This window comes from Ammonicoccus luteus (genome assembly GCF_050880385.1).
Lineage (GTDB): Bacteria > Actinomycetota > Actinomycetes > Propionibacteriales > Propionibacteriaceae > Enemella.
The window spans coordinates 108771-133484 of record NZ_JBNZCI010000002.1 but is presented as its reverse complement, the minus strand read 5'-3'; the positions used below and the strand labels follow the sequence as shown (position 1 = coordinate 133484).

Below are 24714 nucleotides of genomic sequence, written 5' to 3'. Positions count from 1 at the left end.
GCAGCGACTGGGGCGTGCTCGCCCCGGAGCGGCCAAGGGCGTGGGGAGGCAGAGCGCCACCCCACGCCCGCGCCGTCATCGCGACCGGAGCAGGAGCACGCATGACAGCCACGGAGGACCTCCGGCTCATCGGCATCACCAAGCGCTTCGGCGCTCTGGTGGCCAACGATTCCATCGACCTGACGATCCGACCCGGAGAGATCCACTGCCTTCTCGGCGAGAACGGCGCGGGCAAGTCCACTCTCATGAACGTCCTCTACGGTCTGCTGCAACCCGATGAGGGCGAGATCCGCATTGGCGACACTCCGCTGCACGTCGCGAACCCGAAGCAGGCCATGGCCGCCGGCATCGGCATGGTTCATCAGCACTTCATGCTCGTCGACGTGTTCACCGTGGCCGAGAACATCGCACTCGGTCGCGAACAGGGCTCGTTCGGCATCCTCGACCACGCCGCCGCCCGCGAGTTGGTGAAGGACCTGGCGCAGCGCTACAAGTTCGACGTCGACCCCGATGCCGTGGTCGAGGAACTGCCGGTCGGCGTGCAACAACGGGTCGAGATCCTGAAGGCGCTCGCCAACGATGCCACCTACCTCATCTTCGACGAGCCCACTGCGGTCCTCACCCCGCAGGAGATCGACGAACTGATGGCCGTCATGCAATCCCTGCGCGACGAGGGCAAAGCGATTGTCTTCATCACGCACAAGCTGCGTGAGGTCCGTGCGATCGCCGACCGGATCACCGTGATCCGCCGCGGAGCGGTCGTGGGGGAAGCCGAGCCGACTGCCACCGAGGCCGACCTGGCGCAGCTCATGGTGGGCCGGGCTGTGCAACTCACGGTCGACAAGGACCACGCCGAACCCGGCGACAAGCGGCTCGTCGTTAACGACCTCCGGGTGCTTTCACCCGGTGGCATGGTCGTCGTCAACGACCTCAGCATCGACGTTTCCGGCGGCGAGATCCTCTGCATCGCAGGCGTTCAGGGCAACGGTCAGACCGAACTGGCCGAGGCGCTGCTCGGCATCACGCCCGTCAGCGGCGGCCGGATCACACTCGACGGCAAGGACATCACCCGCTATTCGCCCAAGCAGACCCTGGACGCGGGTGTCGGGTTCGTGCCGGAGGACCGCAAACACGACGGCTTCGTGGGCACCTTCTCGGTCGCCGAGAACCTCGTGCTGAACACGTTCGATGAGAAGCCGTACGCAAAAGGCCTCTCCCTCAATCTCCCGCTCATCCGCCGGCACGCGACCGACAAGGTCGACGAGTTCGACATCCGCACGCAGTCGATCGACACCCCCGTGGGCATGCTGTCCGGCGGCAATCAGCAGAAGGTCGTGCTCGCCCGTGAGCTGTCCCGACCGCTGGCCGTCCTTGTGGCGTCCCAGCCGACCCGAGGCGTGGACGTCGGTGCGATCGAGTTCCTGCACGAACGCATCGTCGCCGAACGGGACCGCGGCACGGCCGTCGTCATCGTCTCCACCGAACTGGATGAGGTCGCGGCACTCGCGGACCGGATCGCGGTGATTTACCGCGGGCGGATCGTCGGCATCGTTCCCCCCGACACCTCCCGCGATGCCCTCGGCCTGATGATGGCCGGTGTTCCCGCCGACGAGGCGCTTGCCCAGAGCGCCAGCAGCACGCACAATCCGGAGGACCTCAGGTGAGCACCGCAGCCACTGCCAAGACCCCCGAGACCCCGGAGACCCCTGGCGCGGAGGCGCCGACCGGGCCCCGGTTCACAATCCCGTGGGCGGAGGTCGTCACCACCGCGCTGGCCTTCGTGCTGGCCTTCGTGGTCGGCGCGATTCTCATGGTCGTGTCCGATGCCGATGTCGCCGCGAAATGGGCGTACTTCTTCGGCCGCCCGGGCGACGCTCTCAGCGCATCGTGGGACAAGGTCTACGGTGCGTACTCCGCTCTCCTCATCGGTTCCGTCGGCGGCTGGGGCCCGATCACCGAGACCACCGCCCAGGCGGCACCCCTGATCTGCGCGGGGCTCGGCGTGGGCCTCGCATTCCGGGCGGGCCTGTTCAACATCGGTGCCCAGGGACAGGCGATCGTGGGATCGATCCTGGCGGCGTACGCGGGCTTCGCCTGGTCCCTCCCGCCCGTCCTCCACCTGATAGTCGCGATCGCGTTCGGCATCCTCGGCGGCGCCCTCTGGGGCTCGATCGTGGGCTGGCTCAAGGCGAAGGCCGGTGCCCACGAGGTGATCGTGACGATCATGATGAACTACGTCGCGATCGGCCTGCTCGCCTGGTTGCTCACGACGACCGCGTTTCGCCGGCCCGGCCGCGCCGATCCGATCTCCCCGATCGTCGCCTGGAACGCGACACTGCCGCGGCTCGAGGGGTCACGACTTCACCTCGGGTTCTTGATCGCGCTCCTCGCCGCGTTGTTCGTGTGGTGGTTGCTCGACCGATCGACGACGGGCTTCGCGATCCGCGCGGTGGGCGCGAATCCCCATGCGGCCGCGACCGCGGGCATGTCGGTCGAGCGGACGACCGTGATCACGATGACGGTCGCGGGAGCGCTGGCCGGTTTGGCGGGCGTGCAGTACGCGTTGGGGCCGAGTGTGTTGGGCACGCCGGTTCCGCTGTCGGCCGGGTTGGTCGGCACCGTCGGTTTCGATGCCATCACCGTGGCGCTGCTCGGTCGTTCGCGCCCGTTCGGGACCGTGCTGGCCGGCCTGCTGTTCGGCGGTCTGCACGCCGGCGGTCTCGCGATGCAGTCGATGGCGGACACGCCCCTCACGCTGACGACCGTGCTCCAGGCACTGATCGTGCTCTTCGTCGCCGCCCCCGGGCTCGTCCGGACCGTCTTCCCGATGCTCAAGGGCCGCCGGATGCGGTCCCTCACCGGCAGCGCCCAGACAGGAGCCCTCCAGTGACGAACTCCCTTCCGAAGCTGCCCGAGAGCCAGGAACCAGTCGCCAAGGAGACACCGGGCATGCACGCCGGCCCGCCGCCGGAGGAGCCGGCGCTGGCCCGCACCGAGTCCCGGCAGGCGAGGAGCCAGCGGATGTCGACCTCGGTGTTGATCCTCGTCGTCGGCGCGCTCTTGTTGTTCCTGACCTTCTCCACCTCGGGCACCGCGCGGTTCGCCCTGTCGGACGCGTTCGATGAAGTGCAGTTGCCGACGATCGGTCTGCCGGGGCTGCCCGTCGTGCTGATCTGCGCGCTCGCGTGCATCGGCGCGGGCATCGGCCTGCTGTCCGGGCGCCTGCGCGGGCGGCTGCCCGCGCTCGCCGGGACCGTCGCCGGGTTGGCTGTGGTTCTGGGCTTCCTCACCTGGGCGGCCGCCGGCCGGGGCCTGCCGTTCCCGCTGTCCAACCAGTTCAACGGCACGCTGTCGCTCGCGACGCCGCTGATTCTGGGGGCCCTGTGTGGTGTCCTCTGTGAACGGTCGGGGATCGTCAACGTCGCCATCGAGGGACAGTTCCTCACAGCGGCTTTCGCGGCGGCGTTCGTCGGCTCGGTGACCAAGTCGATCCCGGCGGCGCTCGTCGCCGCGATCATCGCCGGCATCCTGATGGGCTCACTGCTGGCGCTGTTCGCGATCAGATATCTGGTCGACCAGGTCGTCCTTGGCGTCGTGATCAACCTGCTGGCAGCCGGTCTGACGGGCTTCCTGTTCGACCAGTTGGTCCAGCCGAACTCCCGGGAGTTCAACTCTGGCCCGATCATGAGCCAGCTCCCGATTCCCTTGCTGTCGGAGATTCCCTTTATCGGGCCGATCTTGTTCCGGCAGACGATTCTGGCGTACCTCGCGGTCCTCTCCGTCATCGTCGTCTGGTTCCTGCTCTATCGGACCAAATGGGGGCTGCGGGTGCGGGCGGTGGGGGAGCACCCTGAGGCCGCGGACACCGTCGGCATCCGCGTGCGCGCGGTGCGGTGGTCAGCGGTCCTGGTCGGCGGCGCGTTCGCTGGTCTCGGCGGGGCGTTCTTCACGATCGGGTCGACCGGGGCGTTCGTGAAGGACCTCACGGTCGGCAACGGCTTCATCGCCCTCGCTGCCCTGATCATGGGCCGGTGGCACCCGGTCTGGGCGACCGTGATGGCGCTCTTCTTCGGGTTCGTGACCCAGATGGCGTCACAGCTCCAGACCCTGCAGACCCCTGTGCCGAGCCAGTTCCTGCTCGTGCTTCCCTATGTCGCAACAATCATCGCTGTCGCCGGTCTCGTCGGCCGGGTGCGGGCTCCGGCTGCCGACGGTGTGCCCTACACGAAGTGAGGCCGGATTCATGAGCCTGGAGATGTCCTGCTCGGTCCTCGGGGAAGACCGATGAAGTTCGACTTCGGGACGTTTGTGCCCGAGGTCGACTGGGCGCAGTTGCGTGCGCTGGCGGTCGAGGTGGCGGAGCGGGCGTACGCGCCTTATTCCCACTATCCCGTCGGCGCTGCAGCGCTTGTCGAGGACGGGCGCTTCGTCGTGGGCTGCAACGTGGAGAACGCCAGCTATGGCGTGGGGCTGTGCGCCGAATGCGGTCTGGTTTCCGCCCTGCACGCCAGTGGTGGTGGTCGGCTCGTGGCGTTCGTCTGCGTCAATGGGGCGGGCGACGTCATCATGCCCTGCGGCCGCTGCCGACAGCTGCTGTCCGAGCACGGCGGTCCCGACATGCTGATCGAGACGCCCGAGGGCGTGCTGTCGATGAACGATGTGCTGCCGCAGGCGTTCGGTGTGGGCGACCTGGAACGCATGCAGGAGCGCTAGCCCCTTCGGTCGAGCGCCCCTGCCGCGGGCTCAGCGGACGGCGAGGCGCAGACGCCAGGCCTCCGGACCGCGCTCGAGATAGGACACCTCGACTGCGTCGCCGACCCGTTCCCGGATCTGGTTGAGCAGCGGCACCGGATCGTGCGGCGCCACCAGGATCATTGCTCCGCCGGGCGGAATCGACGCCAGCGCACCGAAGATCGCGCCGTGCCGGATCGCGTGCGGGATCGCGCGTGCATCGAGTTCGGGCTCGCCGTGTTCGTGCCCGCAGGCGCAACCGGACTGGACCTCGGTGATGGGCAGTTGCTGAGTCATTGTCTTCCTTCGCGTCAGGTGATGGCGTTCCGGTCTATTATTACCGGCATCTCTATTAAATAATAGTCAAGCCGTGTAAAATAGTCAGGGTCGAGAGGGGTGGGGATGACTTACGTGATCGCGCAGCCGTGCGTGGACGTCAAGGACTTGGCCTGCGTCGACGAGTGCCCGGTGGACTGCATCTATGAGGGCGCCCGAGCGCTCTATATCCACCCGGACGAGTGCGTCGACTGCGGTGCCTGTGAACCGGTGTGCCCGGTCGAGGCGATCTTCTATGAGGACGATCTGCCCGAACAGTGGTTCGACTATCTGGCGGACAACGCCGCGTTCTTCGAAGCCACTCTGCCCGGACGCTCCGAACCGCTCGGCTCGCCGGCGGGCGCCGAACGACTCGGCGCCTTGGACGTGGATGCACCGCTCGTCGCGGCGCAGCCGCGGGACGAAGCGACCTAGGCCGCAAACGTGAGGGAGTCGTGGATGGTCGGGCGATCGCCGGAGCAGGGCGGTCAGCAGGTTGATCGCGACGAAACGCGCCGCCGGGTTCTCGCGGCGATCCGCAGCGCGACCGCGCCCATCTCGATCGGGGCTCTGGCCCGCGATCTCGACCTGCACGTGAACACGGTGCGCCTCCACACGCGAGCGCTCGTGGCCGACGGGTTCATCGAGCAGGGCAGTCAGCGGACCGGCGGCAAGGGCCGCCCGCGAGCCGTCTTTCGTCCGACGACGCTCGGCGCGAGAAGCGGGAAGCGGAACTTCGAGCTGCTGTCCACGGTGCTCGTCGAACACGTCGTTGCGCAGGTGCCGGATCCCGAAGGGACCGCGGCGGCAGCGGGCCGATCGTTCGGCGCGACACTGCGTGCCGCGACCGCGGCCGGCACGCCTGCGGAGGCCGTGGTCGATCTTCTGGCGGACCTGGGTTTCGAGCCGGTGCCCCAGGCTCCGGAGCAGCCGCACGTCGTGCACCTGCACAACTGCCCATTTCGCGAGCTGGCCGACGCTCATCAGGACGTCGTCTGTGCTGTGCACCGCGGCATGCTCGAGGGCATGCTCCCCGACGGGCCGGATCAGGCAGGCGGTCGGGGGGCAGTGACCCTGGAGCCCTTCACCTCGCCCGCGGTGTGCACCGTCCGGGTGTTCGATCCCAGCGACCAACTGGAGACCGGCTGAACCCAACCCCAAGTCCTCACGCAACGAAGGTGAGTGTCGCAGGCAGGGCTTCGGCCCGGCCGCTCTGATCGATTCGGATCCCTTCTGGACAAGTGATAAGCCATGTCAACGTCGACAGCCCCCGCGAAGCGGGTCACCTCCGAGCCCATCTCCGCGCGGAGTGAACCTCGCCCCGGCTTGGGTGCCAAACTCGTCTCGGTCCTCTCCTCCACGGACCACAAGACCATGGGGCGGCTCTATATCTTCACCGCCTTCGTCTATTTCTGCGTCGGGGGACTGCTGGCCCTGGCGATCCGGGCGGAATTGGCGTTTCCCGGGATGCAATATCTGCAGTTGAACACCTTCAACCAGATGTTCACCATGCACGGCACGATCATGCTGCTGCTGTTTGCGACGCCGCTGTTCGCGGGCTTTGCGAACTTCGTGATGCCGCTGCAGATCGGTGCCCCCGACGTCTCGTTCCCGAGATTGAACGCCTTCTCCTACTGGCTCTATGTGGTGGGGTCCCTCATCGTCATGTCGGGCTGGCTGACCCCTGAGGGGCCGGCCTCGTTCGGATGGTTCGCGTACACTCCACTGTCCAACGAGGTCCACACCCCCGGCGTGGGCGGTGACCTCTGGCTCATGGGTCTCTATCTCGTCGGTCTGTCATCCATCCTGGGCGCGGTCAACTTCGTCACCACGATCGCGACCCTCCGGGCACCGGGCATGACGATGTTCCGGATGCCCATCTTCACCTGGAACGTCCTTGTCACGTCCCTGATGGTCCTGCTGGTCTTCCCGGTCCTCGGCGCGGCCCTGTTGGTCCTCGAGTCCGACCGCCGGCTCGGCACGCACGTGTTCGATCCCGCGAACGGTGGCCCGATCCTCTGGCAGCACCTGTTCTGGTTCTTCGGCCATCCCGAGGTCTACATCATCGCGATCCCGTTCTTCGGCATCGTCACCGAGATCATCCCGGTCTTCAGCCGGAAGCCGATCTTCGGCTATGTGGGACTGGTGGGGGCGACGTTCGCCATCGGTGCGCTCTCGATGGCGGTCTGGGCCCACCACATGTTCGCCACGGGTTCGGTGTCCTTGCCCTTCTTCGCGTTCATGAGCTATCTGATCGCGATCCCGACAGGTGTGAAGTTCTTCAACTGGATCGGCACGATGTGGCGCGGTGCGGTGACGTTCCAGACCCCGATGCTGTGGGCCGCAGGCTTCCTCACGACCTTCCTGTTCGGCGGTCTGACCGGCGTCCTTCTCGCGAGCCCGCCGCTTGATTTCCAGGTCACGGACACGTACTTCGTGGTCGCCCATTTCCACTACGTCCTCTTCGGAACCGTCGTGTTCGCCATGTTCGGCGGGTTCTATTTCTGGTGGCCCAAGATGTTCGGGCGCATGCTCGACGAGGCCTGGGGCAAGTTCCATTTCTGGATGGTCTTCCTCGGGTTCCACACGACGTTCCTGGTTCAGCATTGGTTGGGCGTCGAGGGGATGCCGAGACGGTACGCCGATTATCTGCCCAACGAGGGATTCACCACGCTCAACCAGGTCTCCACGGTGGGGGCCTTCGTGCTCGGCGCATCGATGATCCCGTTCGCGATGGCGATCTGGCGTTCGGTTCCGATCAAGCCGTCCGTCGAGGACCCGTGGGGCTGGGGTCGTTCGCTGGAGTGGGCGACGAGCAGTCCGCCGCCGCGCAGCAACTTCCGTCGACTGCCGCTCATCCGGTCGGAATCGCCCGCCTTCGACCTGCATCACGGCGACGTGATCGAGCTCGAGCCCGACCCGCCCGTCACCGGTGAGCGTCACTTGGACGGCGCTCCGGAGGCACATGCGACCAGCAGTGGGGCGAGCGAGGGATAGCGCGTCCGGCAGGACAGAATGGGGCCATGGCCCTTGCTCTCGACACCATCCGCGCCTTGCCCAAGGTCGCCCTCCATGATCACCTCGACGGTGGGGTCCGCCCCCAGACCCTCATCGACATCGCGTCGGAGGTGGGTCATGGGCTGCCGGCCACGAACGCCGCCGCGCTCGCCCAATGGTTCTTCGAAGCAGCCGACTCGGGTTCGCTCGTGCGTTATCTGGAGACGTTCGACCACACGATCGCGGTCATGCAGCGGCCGGAGGATCTGCGCCGGATCGCGCGCGAGTTCGTGGAGGACCAGGCGGCAGACGGGGTGGTGTACGCCGAGGCCCGGTGGGCGCCGGAACAGCACCTGGCCGGCGGCATGAGCCTGGCGGAGGCGGTGGCCGCTGTCCGCGACGGGCTGCTCGACGGAATGGCCAGGTCCACCGCTGCCGGCACCCCGATCATCGCGCGTCAGATCATCAGCGCGATGCGCCAGAACGACCGAGGTTCGGAGATCGCGGAGTTGGCCGTCACGATGCGCGACGCGCTCGTGGGCGGCTTCGACATCGCGGGCCCGGAGGACGGGTTCCCGCCCAGTCGGTTGGCGGAGGCATTTCATCACCTGCAGCGGCACAATCTGCCCTACACGATCCATGCCGGGGAGGCCGCTGGGCCGGAGTCCGTCTGGGAGGCCGTGCAGCTCATGCGAGCCGATCGCATCGGGCATGGGGTGCGCATCGTCGAGGACCTCGTCGAAGGCGAGGTCGCGCCGGGGACGCTGGCTGCGTACATTCGCGATCGCAGCATCACGCTCGAGGTTTGCCCCTCGTCCAATCTGCAGACCGGAATTGCCGAGACCTACGCGGACCATCCTTTCGGGCTGCTGGAGCGTCTGGGTTTCGCCGTCACCGTGTCGTGTGACAACCGGCTCATGAGCGCCACGTCACTCTCCCAGGAGTTCGCGCACCTCTGTGAGGCCTTCGGCTATGGCATCGCCGACCTGCACCGATTCACCGAAACCGCTCTCGACGCCGCTTTCCTCGACCAGCCGGAACGAGAGCGGTTGCGGGCGCTCGTGGCCGCCGCCTATCACCCTGGTTAATCGGGGCAGCTGAACGCGACATGCTTTCCGTGCCAGTACTTGATAATCCCATCTACTATGCATAACCTAGTAATAGGTAAAGCAGTATTTGGAGGGGGACATGGCGAGAGTCAAGAAGGGCGATGAGCTCGCGCAGCTCCGCAAGGGTGTCCTGGACATCGCAGTGCTGGCGTTGCTGCGCACCCGCCCCCACTACGGCGGCGAGCTGGTCGACGCGCTGGCGGAGCGTCCTGCGCTCGCGGTCGGCGCCGGCACGATCTATCCGCTGCTCACCCGCCTGCGCGCCTCCGGCTGGGTCGACACGACGTGGGAGGAGTCCCCCTCGGGCCCGCCGCGCAAGTACTACGCCCTCACCCCCGCGGGTCGCGCCGAGCTCGATCGCCTCCGTGCCGCGTGGCGCCAGCTCGCCGACTCGCTCAACACCCTGTTGGAGGAGTCATGAATCCCTATGTCACCGACGTGGCCCGGCACCTGTCCGGTGTCCGCCGCGCCGACCGTGATGCCGCGCTTCGCGACCTGGAGGAGTTGCTCGCGACGGGTGTCACGCCGGCGGAACTGGGCCCTGCGGAGGAGTACGCGGCGGGTCTGCGTGAACAGCTGGGCCGCCCTCGCTTCCGGTTCCCGGGCGGTTTGTGGATGGGCCGCGAGGCGAGGGCGCGGTTGTGGGCGCCCGCCGACCCCCGGCTGTTCGTGCCGCGTTCGCTGGGTATCGGCTGGGATCTCAACGTTGGTGCTCTCGCCGTGCGGCTGGGTTGGTTGCGTCCCGACGACGCGGACGCCGATGTGTTCGCCGCGATCCCGGCGGGCGTGCGCGCGGCCCAGCGCGCGGTGCCGGTCGCGCTCGCCGCGCTCAGCGTGCCCGCGGCTATCGGGCTCTGGCGCCAGGGGCGCCGCCTGCCGACGAATTTCGATGCCGCCGGCCGGGTCAACCGCTGGGTCGACCGGCGTTGGCTGATCCCCGTCGTCGGGGGCAATGCCGTCATCGCCGCGTGGGGAGCGACCCACCGTCCGGAGGCGGTTGAGCAGGACGTGGACACCGTCGTGCGGCCGGCACTCGCCACCACGGCGGGGGCGTTCACGGTCGCGTACCTCCTCGCTGCCCGCTCCGGTGCCCGCCGCCCCGATGCGGCGAGGCCGTGGGTCGGGCCGGTTCTCGCTCTCACGCCGGTGGCCGCGCAACTCGCTGCCACCGTGCTCCCGGTGCGTGCGGGTCTCGCCCGCGTCGCGCAGGGACAGTCCAGCGGCGAGCGCGAGCAGTGACGATGGACCCTGCCCGTCCCATGACAATGGGGTGACTTCCCCTCATGTCGAACTGGGCAGTAGGCTCTGGGCTATTCAGTCGTCGTTGTCGACGGGAGGGTTGAGCGATGGGACTCGGCAAGGTGGTGTTGGGCTGGCCGGGCTTGCGCCAGCTGACCACGGGGGACTTCTTCGGCCGCGGCCCGGCCGTGACCAGTCCGACGACACGCGAGATTGCTCCCCGGATCCAAGAGGCCGATTCCGTCGCCCGCAGCGTCTGCCCCTATTGCGCGGTCGGGTGTGGCCAGAAGGTGTTCGTGAAGGATGGCAAGGTCATCCAGATCGAGGGCGACAAGGACTCCCCGATCTCCCGCGGCCGCCTCTGCCCCAAGGGTTCGGCCAGCGAGCAGTTGGTCAACGCCCCCAACCGCGTCACCACCGTCCTCTATCGCCGCCCGCACGGCACCGAGTGGGAACACCTCGATCTCGACACCGCGATCGACATGGTGACCGATCGCTTCCTCGAGGCTCGCCGCAACCATTGGGAGGACGAGGACGACGAGGGGCGGCCGCTCAACCGCACGATGGGCATCGCAGCCCTCGGCGGCGCCACCTTGGACAACGAAGAGAACTACCTCATCAAGAAGCTGTTCACGGCGGCCGGGGCCATACAGATCGAGAACCAGGCCCGCATTTGACACAGCGCCACGGTTCCCGGTCTGGGAGCCTCGTTCGGCCGTGGCGGCGCCACGCAGCCTGTGCAGGATCTTGCCAACTCCGACTGCATCCTCATCATGGGATCCAACATGGCCGAGTGCCATCCCGTCGGATTCCAGTGGGTGACGGAGGCCAAGTTGCGAGGGGCGCGGGTCATCCACGTCGACCCCCGCTTCACCCGAACGTCCGCCCAAGCGGATCGGCATATCCCGATCCGCATCGGTGCCGACATCGCCGTGCTCGGTGGTCTCATCAACCATGTGCTCAGCAACGAGTTGTGGTTCCGCGACTACGTGCTGCACTACACCAATGCGGCGACGATCGTGTCGGAGGACTTCGTCGACACCGAAGACCTCGACGGCGTGTTCTCGGGATTCGATCCCGAGAAGCGGTCCTATGACCTGACGAGTTGGTCGTACGCACAGCCCGGCGGTGGCAAGGTCGAGGGTTCGTCTTCCGAGCAGGAGAACGGCGAGAAACTGGCCGAGTCGGCTCAGCCGCACAGCCTCGGTGCCGGGGGTGCTCCGTTGGAGCACGGTCAGGTGCTGCGCGACGAGACGCTGCAGGATCCACGGTGCGTGTTCCAGATTCTCAAGCGTCACTATGCGCGCTACACGCCGGAGATGGTGACCGAGGTGTCGGGCATCAGCGCCGAGGACTTCGCTTATCTGGCGGATTCCCTGACGGAGAACTCCGGGCGTGAGCGGACCTCGTCGGTTTGTTATGCGGTCGGCTGGACCCAGCATTCCGACGGCGCACAGATGATTCGGACCGCGGCGATCCTTCAGTTGCTGCTCGGCAACATGGGTCGTCCCGGTGGCGGCATCATGGCGCTGCGCGGGCACGCGTCGATCCAGGGCTCGACCGACATTCCCACGCTCTACAACCTGCTGCCGGGCTATCTGCCCATGCCGATGGTCGGCGAGCACGACACGCTCGAGGACTACATCGAGAGTGCGGGCTCCAAGGAGCAGAAGGGCTTCTGGGCGAACGCGGATGCCTACACGATCAGCCTGCTCAAGGCGTGGTTCGGGGACAAGGCAACAGCCGAGAACAACTACTACTACGACCGGCTGCCACGTCTCAGCGGGGCGCACGGCACCTATCAGACCGTGCTGTCCATGCTGGAGGGCGGGATCGACGGCTACTTCGTGCTGGGCCAGAACCCGGCCGTTGCCTCCGCGCACTCGAAGATCCAGCGCAAGGCGCTCGCCGAGCTCAAATGGCTCGTCGTGCGGGACCTGCGGCTGATTGAGACCGCGACGTTCTGGAAGGACTCCGCGGAGATCGAAACCGGTGAGATGGTCACCGAGGACATCGCGACCGAGGTGTTCTTCATGCCGGCGGCCACCCATGTGGAAAAGGCGGGCACCTTCACCCAGACGCAGCGGCTCGTGCAGTGGCGTGAGAAGGCACTCGATCCGCCGGGTGACTGCCAGCCTGAGCTGGAGTTCTTCCATGAGTTGGGTGTCCGCATCCGCAAGCGGTTGGCTGATTCGACCGACCCGCGCGACCAGGCACTCCTGGACATGACCTGGGACTACCCGCGAGACGAACACGGCGAGGTCGATCCCGAGGCTGTTCTGCAGGAGATCAACGGCCGCTGGATTGGTGGCGAGCGCGACGGCGAGTTGCTCCCGCGCTTTACCGAGATGCGCGCCGACGGCTCCACCTCGGGTGGTTGCTGGATCTACACCGGCATCTTCGCCGACGGCATCAACAAGGCCAACCGCCGTCAGCCCCGTGCGGAACAGGACGAAATGGCGCTGGAGTGGGCGTGGGCATGGCCGGCGGACCGCCGGATTCTTTACAACCGCGCCTCCGCCGATCCCGACGGCAAGCCGTGGAGCGAACGCAAGAAGCTGATGTGGTGGGACGAGGAAAAGGGCCAGTGGGCCGGTCCGGATGTGCCGGACTTCCCGCTGACGCTCGCCCCCGGGACCAAGGCGCCGGAGGGTGCCACCGGACCGGCGGCTCTCGAAGGCGATGACGCGTTCATCATGCAGGCCGATGGCAAGGGCTGGCTCTTCGCGCCGCGGGGGCTGGTCGACGGTCCGCTGCCGACGCACTATGAGCCGGCGGAATCCCCGGTGACCAACCCGCTCTATGGCATCCAGGCGAACCCGACGAAGGAACTGTTCCCGAGACCGGACAACCGGCTCGTGCAGGGCGACAGGGCGACCGAGATCTATCCGTATCTCTTCACGACCTATCGCCTCACCGAACATCACACTGCGGGTGGCATGAGCCGCTTCCTGCCCTATCTGGCTGAGCTTCAGCCCGAGATGTTCTGCGAGATTTCGCCCGAGTTGGCGGAGGAACGCGGGCTGGAGAACGGGGGCTGGGCCACGCTGATCAGCCCGCGCGCCGCGATCGAGGCGCGGGTTCTCGTCACAGACCGTGTCCAACCCGTGCAGGCGGGTGGAAAGACCGTTCATCAGATCGGTCTTCCATACCACTGGGCGGTCGGTGACCGTGCGTTCGTTGCCGGTGACGCAGCGAATGACCTGCTCGGCATCGTGCTCGATCCGAACGTGCAGATCCAGGAGTCGAAGGTGGGCATGTGCGATATCCGTCCGGGTCGCCGACCGCAGGGCGCTGCGCAGGTCGACCTGGTGAATGACTACCTGCGGCGATCGGGCTTGGAACCGACGGCGGGGGAACGTGCCGCAGTCTCGTCGACTCCTGAGGAGGCGTGATGGGCTTCTGGCACAACCAGCTCTCCGGACCGACCAACCCGACCCGTGACGCCGGCTGGGAGGAACATCCGAAGCGAAAGGGTTTCTTCACCGACACGTCGATCTGCATCGGCTGCAAGGCCTGTGAGGTCGCGTGCAAGGAATGGAACCGGGTCCCGACACGGACCCCCCACGAAGGTGAGGCGGCCCACGGCGGCGCCCGGGCCATGACCGGCAACTCGTACGACAACTCGTCCCATCTCGGTGCGGACACCTGGCGCCACGTGGCGTTCATCGAGCAGGGTCCCGAGCAGCTCGCGCGGGCTCGGCAGAGCGGTGCGGTCAACCTCGGAATGCCGAGCGTACGCAAGGACTCCGACGGCTCGGCACCCGCGGCGAACCCGGCTGTCATCACCGAATCCGATGATCTGCCGCTCGTGCGCTGGTTGATGAGTTCGGATGTCTGCAAGCACTGCACCCATGCGGGCTGCCTCGACGTGTGCCCGACCGGTGCGCTGTTCCGGACCGAGTTCGGCACGGTCGTCGTGCAGGCCGACGTGTGCAATGGCTGCGGCTATTGCGTGAGCGCCTGTCCCTTCGGTGTGATCGGACGGCGCGAGAACGGTGTGGTGGAGCTCGCCGACGGCAGCAAGGCCAAACCGGTCAACGCCGGCAACGCCCAGAAGTGCACGCTCTGCTATGACCGGATCAAGGTTGGCGAGACACCGGCGTGTGCGCAGACGTGTCCGACGACCAGCATCAAATACGGCGATCACGACGAGATGGTGCGTCTGGCGCGCGAGCGACTGGAGCAACTGCACAGCCAGGGCAACACCGAGGCCCGCCTCTATGGCGCCAATCCCAACGACGGTGTCGGTGGCACGGGGTCGGTGTTTCTGCTGCTCGATGAACCGGAGGCCTACGGTTTGCCGCCGGATCCGATCGTCCCGACCGCCAAGGTCGGCCGCATGTTCACGATGGCCGGCGTCGCCGGCACCGCACTGATGGGTGTGGTCATTGCCGTCTTCACCGGACACGGCATTTTCGGCAGGAGGAGTTCATGACCGCGCCCGGCCCCAGCACACAGACGAGTGCGACCAGGCCGCTCGATTCCGACCGCCCGCCGATGCCGGAGCGCCGGCCGGGGGAGCGGCGCAAGCGCCGCGGGGGCGGTGATCCCAACGCGACGGTGCCGGAGGCGGAGTTCCGCAGTTACTACGGCCAACCCGTCATCCAAGCGCCGCCGTGGGAGTGGCCGATTCCGGCTTATCTGTTCCTCGGTGGCCTTGCCGCGGGGTCAGGACTGGTCAGTGCCGGTGCGCATTTCCTCGGGCTGGAGAAGCTGCGGACGCGAGGTCGGTGGGCTGCGATCGTCGCGGTCGGCGCCGGCGGTGCGGCGCTGGCGGGCGACCTCGGCCGCCCGGAGCGTGCGCTCAACATGATGCGCACGGTGAAACTTACCTCCCCGATGTCGGTGGGGTCCTGGATCCTGGCCGGGTTCGGCGCCTTCGCCGGCGTCGGCGTGGCGATCGAGGCCGTTCGCAAGTGGCTGCCCCAGGACGGGGGCATCGGTCACCATCTGGTGGAGTTCATCGACGGTGTCGCGGCTGCGGGGTCGGCGTTCTTCGCGCCGCCGCTGGCGGCGTACACGGGCGTCCTGCTGTCCGATACCGCCCTCCCCACGTGGCACGAGGCCTATCGGGAGTTGCCGTTCATTTTCGTCAGCTCCGGCATCGCTGCCGGCTCGGGTCTGGCGATGATCACCACCCCGGCTTCGGAGACCGCACCGGCGCGGACGCTCGCGGTGATCGGTGCGGCGGCCGAGTTGGCGGCCGGCGAGATGATGACCAAGCGCCTCGGCGAACTCGCGGAGCCCTATCACGAGGAACCGGCCAAGACCCTGCACAAGGCGTCCAAGGTCCTCACCGTGGCGGGCGGTGTCGGCGCCGCGCTCCTCGGGCGCACTCGTCTCGGAGCCGTCCTCTCGGGTGCGGCCCTCATGGCGGGTTCGGTCGCGACGCGGTTTGCCGTTTTCGAGGCGGGGATGAAGTCCGCGGACGACCCGAAGTACACGGTCAAGCCACAGCGTGCCCGTGCCGCCAAGGCCGCCGCCGCCGGCCGGGGAATCACCCAGCCGGGCGGCGAGTGGCCAAGCTGAGTCAGCGGACGCGGATCACCGGCGCCTGGGCGGGCACCAGCTCACCGATCACGGTGCCGCCCGGGATCTCCCCGGCGATCAGCAGGCCACCGGAGGTCTGGGCGTCAGCGAGGAGGATCATCTCCTGCTCGCTCAGGCCGGACTCCACGTGGGGAGACACCCAGTCCAGGTTCCTCCGGCTGCCACCGGGAATGAATCCCTCGGCCATCGACTCCCGGGCGCCCTCCAGGACCGGAACCGCCGCGTGGTCGATCACTGCGGACACCCCCGACGCACGGCACATCTTGAACAGGTGACCCAGCAGGCCGAACCCGGTCACATCCGTGGCGGCCTTGACCCCGGCGGCGACCGCAGCCTCCGCAGCCTCGGAATTGAGGCGGACCATCGACTCGACCGCCTGCGGGAAGACGTCCCCGGTCGCCTTGTGGCGGTTGTTCAGCACCCCGACGCCGATCGGCTTCGTCAGTGTCAGCGGCAGCCCGGCCTCGGCCGCGTCGTTGCGCAGCAGCCGGTCCCGGTGCCCGCGTCCCGTCACGGCCAGGCCATAGATCGGTTCCGGATTGTCGATGGAGTGGCCACCGGCGAGGGGAATGCCGGCGGACCGGCACACCTCGAGGCCGCCGCGCAGCACCTCGGTCGCGAGCTCCACGGGCAGCACGCCCCGCGGCCAACCGAGGATGTTGATCGCGAGCAGCGGGGTGCCCCCCATCGCGTACACATCGCTCAACGCATTCGCCGCGGCGATCCGACCCCAATCGAACGGGTTGTCCACGACCGGTGTGAAGAAGTCCGTGGTCGAGATAGCGACCTCGCCGTTGTCACCGAACACCACCGCGCATGCGTCATCGCCGTCGTCCAGACCCACGACAAGGTCTTCCGACTCGACGCCGACCAGTCCTGACACCATCTGCTCGAGTTCTCCGGGCGGAATCTTGCACGCGCAGCCGCCGCCATGGGCATAACCGGTCAATCGTTTCGTCTCCATGGCGGCCACCCTATGAGGACGGCAGCGACTGGGGCTAAGGTGGCCACCGCAAGGGAGGCGTATGGGTACCTGGTGGGCCCCCCAGTCTTCAAAACTGGTGAGGCCGAGCATCTCGGTCTGGCGGGTTCGATTCCCGTCCGCCTCCGCCAAGACTTCGTTGGTCCGACTCGCTCACCGACGATCAGAGGAGGGTGGGTGACCGACGACCCGCGCCGGCACATTCCGCGCACCGACGTGCTTCTCGCACGGCCGTCGCTGGCCGCAGCCGCTGATCGGCTCGGGCCCGAGGTGGTGCGGGCGGCCGTCCGGTCAGCCCAGTCCGCGGCCCGCGCGGGTTCGCTGCCGGTCGCCGAGGTCGGGGAGTACGCAGAATCTCTGCTCGCCGGCCCGCCCGCTCTGGGACCGGTCCTCAACGCGACCGGCATCGTCGTGCACACGAATCTCGGCCGCGCGCCCCTGTCGAAGGCAGCGGTCGATGCGTTGTGCGCTGCTGCCGGGTATACCGACGTCGAGCTCGACCTGGCGACCGGCAAACGTTCGCGGCGGGGAACAGAGGCACTGGCAGCGCTGCGCACCGCTTGTCCCGCGGCGGAGGACGTGTTGATCGTCAACAACGGGGCTGCCGCGTTGGTGCTGGCGACCACCGCGCTGGCCGCCGGGCGCGAGGTGATCGTCTCCCGCGGCGAACTTGTCGAAATCGGTGACGGTTTCCGGCTGCACGAACTCATCGAGTCCACCGGCGCACGGCTGCGCGAGGTTGGCACCACCAACCGCACCCACCTCGCCGACTACGCTCAAGCGGTGGGCCCCGACACCGGCTGCATCCTCAAGGTGCATCCGAGCAATTTCCACCTGTCCGGATTCACCGCGGCGGTGCCGATCGAGGAGCTCACCGGACTCGGCGTGCCGGTGGTCGCCGACCTCGGCTCCGGACTTCTCGCCCACGATCCCGCGCTGCCCGACGAACCCGACGCCGCGACCGCGCTGAGCCGCGGCGCCGACTTGGTCATTGCCTCCGGTGACAAGCTGTTCGGCGGCCCACAGGCCGGGTTGCTGCTCGGCAAGAGCCCGCTCGTGCACCGACTTCGTCGCCACCCGCTGGCCCGTGCCCTGCGCATCGACAAACTGACTCTCGCCGCGCTGCACGCGACGCTCACCGGACCGATCCCGCCCGTCACCCGCTATCGGCGGGCCGATCCCGTGGCACTCCGCGAGCGGTGCGAGCGGCTGGCCCACGCCGTCGCGGCGGCTCTCGAGGAAGTGGGTGCTTCGGCGTCGTCCTTTGACCCGCCCGACGGGTCAGAACGCGACGGCCTCGACGCCCCCCCGATCAAGGTGGTCCCGCACACCGGGCATGTCGGCGGCGGCGGGGCCCCGGGCGTACCACTCGAGGGCTTCGCCCTCGCCCTCCCCGAAGCCCTCGCGCCCCTGCTGCGCACCGGCGACCCCGCCGTGCTCGCCCGCACCGACAAGGGCGCGTGCCTGGTCGACCCGCGGTGCGTGCCGTCCGAGCGAGACCCCGATCTCGTCCGCGCCATCACGCAGGCGTTCCGGGCGACGGCCGCGGAGGCCGGGGCGTGAAGGTCGTCGCAACCGCCGGCCATGTCGACCACGGCAAGTCGACACTCGTCCGTGCCCTGACCGGAACCGATCCGGATCGCTGGGCGGAGGAACATGCGCGGGGCCTCACGATCGACCTCGGGTACGCGCACACGACCCTGCCATCGGGCGAGACCGTGGCGTTCGTCGACGTCCCTGGTCATCAGCGGTTCATCGCCAACATGCTTGCCGGCCTGGGGCCGGCGCCCGCGGTGCTGTTCGTCGTCGCCGCTGACGAGGGCTGGCGAGCACAGTCGACCGAACACCTCGCCGCGATCGACGCCCTCGGCGTGCGACGCGGGCTGTTGGTGATCACGCGCAGCGATCTTGCCGACCCCGCCGCGGCACTGGCAGAGGCACGGGAGCACCTCGCGGGGACGGTGCTCGAGGGCTGCCCCAGCGTGAGCGTGTCCGCGCTGACCGGCGCAGGGCTGGACAATCTCCGGTCCGCGCTGGATCTGCTCTGCGCGCAGACGCCGACTCCCGACCCCGCCGGCCGGGCCCGCCTGTGGGTCGACCGGTCGTTCACGATCCGCGGGTCCGGGACGGTGGTGACCGGCACCTTGGAGGCAGGCTCATTGCGCGTGGGGGACAAGGTATGGGTCGGCGGTCGCGAGATCGGCGTCCGTCACCTGCAGTCGCTGGGAGCCGATGTGTCCGAGGTCTCGGCGGTCGCGCGGGTCGCGGTGAATCTTCGGGGGGTCGGGGTGAATGAGGTACGCCGCGGCGCGGTCGTCCTCACCGGCCCGTGGCACCACACCGAGGTCGTCGACGCCCGGGTGCCGGCGGACGTCGAGTTGCCGGACCGGTTCATGGTCCACGTCGGGACGGCCGCCCTCGAGGCACGGGTGCGGCCGCTGGGATCGGGTGAGGGGGCCGGCGCCCGGCACATCCGACTCATGTGGTCGGGGCCGCTGCCGCTGCAGGTGGGGGACCGGCTCGTCCTGCGTGACCCCGGCCGCAAACAGGTCCTTGCGGGCGCCGTAGTGCTCGATGTCGACCCGCCCCTGTTGGGTCGCCGCGGTGCGGCCCAGCGCCGGGCCACCTGGCTGGCGGCAGCGCCGGAGCGGATCGATCTCGTGCGGGAGGTCGAGCGCAGGGGCTTCGTGGCGGCCACCACGCTGGAACGACTCGGCGCGGACCTCTCGGCCAGCCGGGGTGTGCAGCGGCGAGGGCTCTGGTTCATCGCGCCCGCCCAGTGGGACGCCTGGCGAGAGACGCTCGGGAGCGTCGTCACGGAGCATGTCCAGCGGAATCCCCTCCAAGGCCGCATGTCGATGCAGGCTGCCACGGAGGCCGTGGGGCTGCCGCTCGACATCGCGATTCTCGAGCCCCTCGCGAAGGATGCCGGCCTCACCCTGCGGGGTGGCTATTTCGTTCCTCGCGGTGCCCTGCCGGATCTGGGCCGCGCCGAACAGGGCCTGCGTCGGCTCGAGGAGCGGCTCGCCCAACAGCCCTTCCGTGCGCCCGAACGCGATGAGCTCGTCGCACTCGCGCTGGGCGTGCCCGAAATTGCCGCGGCGGTCCGACTCGCCCGCCTGATTGACCTCGGTGACCAGATCGTCCTGCTGCCCAAGGCACCCGCGATGGCGATGCGCGAGCTCGTCCGCCTGCCGCAGCCCTTCACGACCAGCCAGGCCCGGCAAGCCCTCGACACCACCCGACGCGTGGTGATCCCACTGCTGGAGCACTTGGATGCCAAGGGCTGGACCCGTCGTCTCGACGGGTCCCTGCGGGTCGTCAGCGGAAAGTGAGATCGGTCACCCCCGAGGGCGCTGACCGATGCTCCGCACCGGTTGACCGCCCGTGACGATTCGGGCGGACATGAGCACATCGCTGAGGCCACTAGAGTGACGCCCATGTGCGCTCATGTCCTGACCTCCGTCGCCTGGCCCTATGCCAACGGCCCCCGCCACATCGGTCACGTCTCCGGTTTCGGGGTTCCGTCCGATGTGTTCTCGCGCTTCATGCGCATGTCGGGCCACGACGTGCTGATGGTCTCGGGCACCGATGAGCACGGCACCCCGATCTCGGTCCAGGCCGAGAAGGAAGGCATGACGACGCGCCAGTTGGCGGACAAGTACAACCGCGTCATCGTCGACGACCTCCACGGTCTCGGCTTGTCCTATGACCTGTTCACCCGCACGACGACCCAGAATCACTATCGGGTCACCCAGGACGTGTTCCGGGGATTGTTCGACAACGGGTACGCGATCGCGAAGCCCACCAAGGGTGCCATCAGCCCGTCGACCGGACGGACGCTGCCGGACCGCTATATCGAGGGCACCTGTCCGCTCTGCGGCGATGACGGCGCGCGGGGCGACCAGTGCGACAACTGCGGCAACCAGCTCGATCCGGTCGACCTGAAGAATCCCCGCTCGCGCATCAACGGTGAGACCCCGGAGTTCGTGGAAACCGAGCACTTCTTCCTCGACCTGCCGGCCCTGGCGGATTCGCTCGGCTCCTGGCTGTCACAGCGCACCGACTGGCGGCCCAACGTCCTGAAGTTCTCGCAGAACCTCATCGAGGACCTGCGCCCGCGAGCGATCACGCGCGACCTGGACTGGGGCGTACCGATCCCGCTCGACGGCTGGCGCGACCAGCCGATGAAGCGGCTCTATGTCTGGTTCGATGCGGTCATCGGCTATCTCTCGGCGTCGGTCGAGTGGGCGCGCCGCTCGGGTGACCCGGACGCCTGGCGCAAGTGGTGGTGCGATCCTGAGGCGCTCAGCTATTACTTCATGGGCAAGGACAACATCGTCTTCCACTCGGTGATCTGGCCGTCGATGCTCCTCGGCGTGAACGGCGAGGGCAACCGCGGCGGTGGGCCCGAGGTGTTCGGCCAGCGGTTGAACCTGCCGACAGAGGTCGTGTCATCGGAATATCTGACGATGTCCGGCTCCAAATTCTCCACCTCACGCGGCACGGTCATCTATGTCACCGACTTCCTCAAGGACTTCGGTCCGGATGCGCTGCGCTATTTCATCGCGGTCGCCGGTCCGGAGAACAATGACACGGACTTCACCTGGGAGGAGTTCGTGCGTCGCACCAACAATGAGCTCGCCAACGAGTGGGGCAACCTCGTCAACCGGTCGATCTCCATGGCACACAAGAACAACGGGGGAGTGCCCGAGCTCGGTGAGGTGCACGCGGTCGACGCGCAGCTCCTGGAGACCTCCAAGGCCGGCTTCTCCACCGTCGGGGACCTGCTGCGCCGCAACAAGTTCAAGAACGCCGTCAGCGAGGCGATGCGCATCGCCGGCGCGGCCAACCGCTATCTGTCCGAGACCGAGCCCTGGAAGCTCAAGGAGGATCCGGCCCGGCGCGACACTGTCCTGCACACCGCGCTGCAGGTCGTCTCCGACGTGAACACGATGATGACGCCGTTCCTGCCGCACGCCTCGCAGAAGGTCTTCGAGGCCCTCGGCGGCGAAGGGGTCTGGGCCGCGCAGCCGGAGGTCCGCGAAGTGTCCGAGGAGGGCAACTCGGACTATCCGGTGATCACGGGGGACTACACCGATCAGCAGGCCGTCTGGGAATCCCGGCCGATCAAGGCCGGTCAGCCGCTCGCCAAGCCGTCGCCGCTGTTCGCCAAGCTGGACGACAAGCTCGGCGAGACCGGCCCGGAGTGGGCGCCCATCCAGGTCTGATCCAGGATCGACCTCGTCTGGGCGCTTGGGGTCTCCCCGTCAGAGCCCCAGCGCGGCCTGCACGTCCTCCTTGAGCCGAACCATCAGGCCGGCAGCTTCTGACTTCGACCCCGCCAGATCCCGGGCGGTCACCTCGGGGGCGACCCGGGTCTCGAAATAGCACTTCAACTTCGGTTCGGTGCCCGATGGTCGCACGGTGGCCGTGACGGTTTCACCGCGCAACTGGATCGCATCGGTCAGGGGCAGACCGTCGACGCCCTCGGCATAGTCCACGACAGCGATCGGTTCGCCACACAGCTCCGCCGGGGGCTCGGCACGCAGTCGCGCCATCGCGGTGGCGATCACCGTGAGGTCCTCAACGCGCACCGACAGCTGGTCGCTCAGGTGCACGCCGTGCTCCAGCGCCAGCTGGTCGAGCCGGTCTGCCAGCGTCCGCCCGGCCGCCTTCTCCTCGGCGGCCATCGCGAGCACGAGGGCCGCGGCAGAGATGCCGTCCTTGTCGGAGACCCCTTCGGGGTCGCAGCAATAGCCCAGGGCTTCCTCATAGCCATAGGCCAACTCCGGCACCCGCGCGATCCACTTGAACCCGGTCAGCGTCAGTGCGGACCGCTGCCCGTGGGCCGCGGCGATCTTCGCGAGCATCGTGCCGGACACGATCGTGGTCGCATAGACACCGGTCACTCCCCGGCGCGCAAGATAGTCGCCCAGCAGGATGCCCAACTCGTTGCCGTGCAGCATCCGCCAGTCGCCCAGCCCGTCGGGGATCGCCACCGCGCAACGGTCCGCGTCCGGGTCATTGGCGACGATCAGGTCCGCACCGCGTTCCTGGGCAAGGGCCATCGCGAGGTCGAGCGCACCCGGCTCCTCCGGGTTGGGGAAGGCGACCGTCGGGAAGTCAGGATCCGGCTCGGCCTGCGCCGCCACCTCGAGGGGCGGCGCGAAACCCAACCGGTCGGCGACCTGCCGGACCACCTTGGCGCCCACCCCGTGCAACGCCGTGTGGACCCAGGAGAGGTTGCGTGGGCCGGCATTGCCGACGAGGCGGGCGACCCGCTCGAGGTATGCCTCGACCAGCTCTTCGCCGATCATGTGGTGGTCGGTGGAACGGTGGAGCATGAAGAGGGGTTTCTTGGAGGTCCGCAGCAGTCCAGCGGCAATCCGTTCATCGTGCGGGGCCACGATCTGCACACCATCGCCGAGATAGACCTTGTATCCGTTGTCCGCCGGCGGGTTGTGGGAGGCGGTGACCACGATCCCCGCGTTGCAGTCGAGGTGCTTGATGCCGAAGGCGATGACCGGAGTCGGCATCGGTTCGCTGGTGAGCATCGAATGGAACCCGAGACCGCCGATGATCTCCGCGCTCTCGCGCGCGAAGTCGGCGGACTTGTGTCGCGCGTCATAGCCGATCAGCACGTTCCCGAACAGCGCGAGTTGCTTGAGATAGGAACCCACGCCGGCGGCGGCGTAGGCCACCATCAACCGGTTCATCCGGTTCGGGCCCGGCCCGAGCTTGCCGCGCAGGCCAGCGGTGCCGAACTCCAGCATCCCGGAAAAGGAGTCGTTGAGCTCCGCGCCAGCGGCCTGATCGCCGGCCTCGGCCCGCTCCAGCAGCGCCGCGAGCTCGGCCTTGGTGTCGGGATCGGGATCCTGGCTTCGCCACTTCTTCGCGGCGGCCAGCGCCTCCGGGGTCACGGTCATCACAGCACCTCCACAAGCCCGCGCAACAGTGCCGCCAGCCGGGGCGCGGCAGCCCGGCCGGCCTCGATCACCTCGGCGTGATCGAGCAATTCGTCGCTCGTCCCAGCGGCCGCGTTGGTCACCAGTGACAGCCCGAGCACCTCGAGCCCGACCGCCCTCGCGGCGATCGTTTCGAGCGTGGTCGACATCCCGACGAGATCGCCGCCGAGAATGCCGGCCATTCGGACCTCGGCCGGGGTTTCGTATTGCGGTCCCCGGAACTGCACGTAAACGCCCTCGGGGAGCGTCGGGTCGACCGTGCGCGCGATCTCGCGCAGCCGCGGCGCATAGGCCTCGGACAGGTCCACGAACGTGGCGCCGCGCAGGGGTGTCTCCCCAGTCAGGTTGATGTGGTCCTTCAGCAGCACGGGCTGGCCGGGAGGCCACTCGGGGTTCAGCGAGCCACAGCCGTTGGTGAGGAGCAGGGTGGAAGCGCCCGCAGCGGCCACCGTGCGTACTCCATGAGCCACCGCATCCACGCCTCGACCCTCATAGAAATGGGTCCGGCCGGTCAGAATCGCCGCGACCTTGCCGGCGGGCGTGCGCACCACCCGCAGCGCACCGCCGTGCCCGGCGACAACAGGGGCGGTAAAGCCCGGGAGGTCGGCCAGATCGCAGGCTCCGAGCGGCTCGCCCAAGTCGTCGGCCGCCGATGACCAGCCCGAGCCGAGGACGAGTGCGAGATCGAGCGCCGGGATCCCGAATCGGTCCTTCAGGGCGGCGGCGGCAGCGGCTGCGGTCTCGAAGGCCGTGGGATCGACCGTGGGATGTCCGTTCACGCCGGTCATCATACGAACCGGCCCCGACATCGTGATGGCTC

20 protein-coding genes, 1 tRNA gene and 1 pseudogene are annotated in these 24714 nt (G+C 68.0%); 18 read left to right on the top strand and 4 right to left on the bottom strand.

The window, feature by feature from the left end; all coding sequences use genetic code 11:
- Positions 1-101 precede the first annotated feature (101 nt).
- The 4 genes from ACQ260_RS05925 to ACQ260_RS05910 are packed head-to-tail and all read left to right on the top strand — an operon-like array spanning position 102 to position 4713.
- Positions 102-1664 carry an ABC transporter ATP-binding protein gene (locus ACQ260_RS05925; RefSeq protein ID WP_432558495.1) on the top strand — a complete coding sequence of 521 codons (1563 nt, stop codon included), beginning with the start codon at positions 102-104 and terminating at the stop codon, positions 1662-1664.
- Positions 1661-2890, top strand: coding sequence for an ABC transporter permease (locus ACQ260_RS05920; RefSeq protein ID WP_432558494.1), 1230 nt, complete (start codon positions 1661-1663; stop codon positions 2888-2890). Before ACQ260_RS05925 ends, ACQ260_RS05920 begins: the two co-directional genes overlap by 4 nt.
- Positions 2887-4233 (top strand): ABC transporter permease, encoded by a 1347-nt coding sequence (locus ACQ260_RS05915; protein WP_432558493.1) that lies wholly within the window; start codon positions 2887-2889, stop codon positions 4231-4233. Before ACQ260_RS05920 ends, ACQ260_RS05915 begins: the two co-directional genes overlap by 4 nt.
- Positions 4234-4284: 51 nt before the next feature.
- The gene (locus ACQ260_RS05910) at positions 4285-4713 is read left to right on the top strand and encodes a cytidine deaminase (RefSeq protein WP_432558492.1); all 429 of its coding nucleotides are present in this window, start codon (positions 4285-4287) and stop codon (positions 4711-4713) included.
- Positions 4714-4743: 30 nt separating this feature from the next.
- On the opposite strand, the gene ACQ260_RS05905 is transcribed toward ACQ260_RS05910, so the two are convergent.
- The gene (locus tag ACQ260_RS05905; protein ID WP_432558491.1) at positions 4744-5028 is read right to left on the bottom strand and encodes a DUF2249 domain-containing protein; all 285 of its coding nucleotides are present in this window, start codon (positions 5026-5028) and stop codon (positions 4744-4746) included.
- A gap of 105 nt (positions 5029-5133) precedes the next feature.
- Between ACQ260_RS05905 and fdxA the strand changes: the two genes are divergently transcribed.
- The 10 genes and pseudogenes from fdxA (at position 5134) to nrfD (ending at position 15923) form a co-directional block, all read left to right on the top strand.
- Positions 5134-5481 (top strand): ferredoxin, encoded by a 348-nt coding sequence (gene fdxA, locus ACQ260_RS05900; protein WP_432558490.1) that lies wholly within the window; start codon positions 5134-5136, stop codon positions 5479-5481.
- Positions 5482-5505: 24 nt separating this feature from the next.
- Positions 5506-6195, top strand: a complete 690-nt coding sequence (locus ACQ260_RS05895) for a helix-turn-helix transcriptional regulator (protein ID WP_432558489.1) — start codon at positions 5506-5508, stop codon at positions 6193-6195.
- Positions 6196-6297: 102 nt separating this feature from the next.
- Positions 6298-8043: an aa3-type cytochrome oxidase subunit I gene (gene ctaD, locus ACQ260_RS05890; protein ID WP_432558488.1), complete on the top strand. Its 1746-nt coding sequence runs from the start codon at positions 6298-6300 to the stop codon at positions 8041-8043.
- A gap of 26 nt (positions 8044-8069) precedes the next feature.
- Positions 8070-9131 carry an adenosine deaminase gene (locus ACQ260_RS05885; RefSeq protein WP_432558487.1) on the top strand — a complete coding sequence of 354 codons (1062 nt, stop codon included), beginning with the start codon at positions 8070-8072 and terminating at the stop codon, positions 9129-9131.
- 100 nt (positions 9132-9231) lie between these two features.
- The gene (locus ACQ260_RS05880) at positions 9232-9573 is read left to right on the top strand and encodes a PadR family transcriptional regulator (protein ID WP_432558486.1); all 342 of its coding nucleotides are present in this window, start codon (positions 9232-9234) and stop codon (positions 9571-9573) included.
- Positions 9570-10391 carry a DUF5808 domain-containing protein gene (locus ACQ260_RS05875; protein ID WP_432558485.1) on the top strand — a complete coding sequence of 274 codons (822 nt, stop codon included), beginning with the start codon at positions 9570-9572 and terminating at the stop codon, positions 10389-10391. Before ACQ260_RS05880 ends, ACQ260_RS05875 begins: the two co-directional genes overlap by 4 nt.
- 107 nt (positions 10392-10498) lie before the next feature.
- Positions 10499-11068: a hypothetical protein gene (locus ACQ260_RS17320; protein WP_502219703.1), complete on the top strand. Its 570-nt coding sequence runs from the start codon at positions 10499-10501 to the stop codon at positions 11066-11068.
- Positions 11069-11080: 12 nt separating this feature from the next.
- Positions 11081-13786 (top strand): annotated as a pseudogene (fdh, locus tag ACQ260_RS05870) (formate dehydrogenase); the annotation flags it as partial.
- Positions 13786-14829, top strand: coding sequence for a 4Fe-4S dicluster domain-containing protein (locus ACQ260_RS05865; protein WP_432558483.1), 1044 nt, complete (start codon positions 13786-13788; stop codon positions 14827-14829). The pseudogene fdh and the gene ACQ260_RS05865, both read left to right, overlap by 1 nt.
- Entirely contained in the window at positions 14826-15923 is a 1098-nt protein-coding gene (gene nrfD, locus ACQ260_RS05860; RefSeq protein ID WP_432558482.1) for an NrfD/PsrC family molybdoenzyme membrane anchor subunit, read from the top strand. Before ACQ260_RS05865 ends, nrfD begins: the two co-directional genes overlap by 4 nt.
- Position 15924: 1 nt before the next feature.
- On the opposite strand, the gene selD is transcribed toward nrfD, so the two are convergent.
- The gene (gene selD / locus ACQ260_RS05855) at positions 15925-16908 is read right to left on the bottom strand and encodes a selenide, water dikinase SelD (protein WP_432558481.1); all 984 of its coding nucleotides are present in this window, start codon (positions 16906-16908) and stop codon (positions 15925-15927) included.
- Between the two features lie 53 nt (positions 16909-16961).
- On the opposite strand from selD, the gene ACQ260_RS05850 reads away from it, so the two are divergent.
- From ACQ260_RS05850 to metG, 4 genes are all read left to right on the top strand, one after another.
- Positions 16962-17057 (top strand) — tRNA-Sec (locus ACQ260_RS05850).
- Positions 17058-17103: 46 nt separating this feature from the next.
- Positions 17104-18489 carry an L-seryl-tRNA(Sec) selenium transferase gene (gene selA, locus ACQ260_RS05845; RefSeq protein ID WP_432558480.1) on the top strand — a complete coding sequence of 462 codons (1386 nt, stop codon included), beginning with the start codon at positions 17104-17106 and terminating at the stop codon, positions 18487-18489.
- On the top strand, positions 18486-20261 hold the full coding sequence (gene selB / locus ACQ260_RS05840; protein ID WP_432558479.1) for a selenocysteine-specific translation elongation factor: 1776 nt from the start codon (positions 18486-18488) through the stop codon (positions 20259-20261). Before selA ends, selB begins: the two co-directional genes overlap by 4 nt.
- A 105-nt stretch (positions 20262-20366) precedes the next feature.
- Positions 20367-22157, top strand: coding sequence for a methionine--tRNA ligase (gene metG / locus ACQ260_RS05835; protein ID WP_432558478.1), 1791 nt, complete (start codon positions 20367-20369; stop codon positions 22155-22157).
- A 39-nt stretch (positions 22158-22196) separates the two neighbouring features.
- Here the strand turns inward: metG and ACQ260_RS05830 are convergent, their stop codons facing one another.
- Together ACQ260_RS05830 and ACQ260_RS05825 are read right to left on the bottom strand one after the other, a co-directional pair.
- Positions 22197-23855: a phospho-sugar mutase gene (locus ACQ260_RS05830; protein ID WP_432558477.1), complete on the bottom strand. Its 1659-nt coding sequence runs from the start codon at positions 23853-23855 to the stop codon at positions 22197-22199.
- Complete coding sequence (locus ACQ260_RS05825) at positions 23855-24673, bottom strand: purine-nucleoside phosphorylase (protein WP_432558476.1); 819 nt, start codon at positions 24671-24673, stop codon at positions 23855-23857. The genes ACQ260_RS05830 and ACQ260_RS05825 overlap by 1 nt, the downstream gene beginning before the upstream one ends.
- Between the last annotated feature and the right edge of the window lie 41 nt (positions 24674-24714).

Excerpts from the sequence above, each read along its gene's own strand:
- fdxA (WP_432558490.1), top strand. The coding sequence starts at position 5,134 with ATGACTTACGTGATCGCGCAGCCGTGCGTGGACGTCAAGGACTTGGCC.
- ACQ260_RS05880 (WP_432558486.1), top strand. The coding sequence starts at position 9,232 with ATGGCGAGAGTCAAGAAGGGCGATGAGCTCGCGCAGCTCCGCAAGGGT.
- ACQ260_RS17320 (WP_502219703.1), top strand. The coding sequence starts at position 10,499 with ATGGGACTCGGCAAGGTGGTGTTGGGCTGGCCGGGCTTGCGCCAGCTG.
- ACQ260_RS05925 (WP_432558495.1), top strand. The coding sequence starts at position 102 with ATGACAGCCACGGAGGACCTCCGGCTCATCGGCATCACCAAGCGCTTC.
- metG (WP_432558478.1), top strand. The coding sequence starts at position 20,367 with ATGTGCGCTCATGTCCTGACCTCCGTCGCCTGGCCCTATGCCAACGGC.
- ACQ260_RS05865 (WP_432558483.1), top strand. The coding sequence starts at position 13,786 with ATGGGCTTCTGGCACAACCAGCTCTCCGGACCGACCAACCCGACCCGT.
- selD (WP_432558481.1), bottom strand. The coding sequence starts at position 16,908 with ATGGAGACGAAACGATTGACCGGTTATGCCCATGGCGGCGGCTGCGCG.
- nrfD (WP_432558482.1), top strand. The coding sequence starts at position 14,826 with ATGACCGCGCCCGGCCCCAGCACACAGACGAGTGCGACCAGGCCGCTC.
- ACQ260_RS05905 (WP_432558491.1), bottom strand. The coding sequence starts at position 5,028 with ATGACTCAGCAACTGCCCATCACCGAGGTCCAGTCCGGTTGCGCCTGC.
- ACQ260_RS05885 (WP_432558487.1), top strand. The coding sequence starts at position 8,070 with ATGGCCCTTGCTCTCGACACCATCCGCGCCTTGCCCAAGGTCGCCCTC.
- ctaD (WP_432558488.1), top strand. The coding sequence starts at position 6,298 with ATGTCAACGTCGACAGCCCCCGCGAAGCGGGTCACCTCCGAGCCCATC.
- ACQ260_RS05830 (WP_432558477.1), bottom strand. The coding sequence starts at position 23,855 with ATGACCGTGACCCCGGAGGCGCTGGCCGCCGCGAAGAAGTGGCGAAGC.
- ACQ260_RS05910 (WP_432558492.1), top strand. The coding sequence starts at position 4,285 with ATGAAGTTCGACTTCGGGACGTTTGTGCCCGAGGTCGACTGGGCGCAG.
- ACQ260_RS05895 (WP_432558489.1), top strand. The coding sequence starts at position 5,506 with ATGGTCGGGCGATCGCCGGAGCAGGGCGGTCAGCAGGTTGATCGCGAC.
- ACQ260_RS05875 (WP_432558485.1), top strand. The coding sequence starts at position 9,570 with ATGAATCCCTATGTCACCGACGTGGCCCGGCACCTGTCCGGTGTCCGC.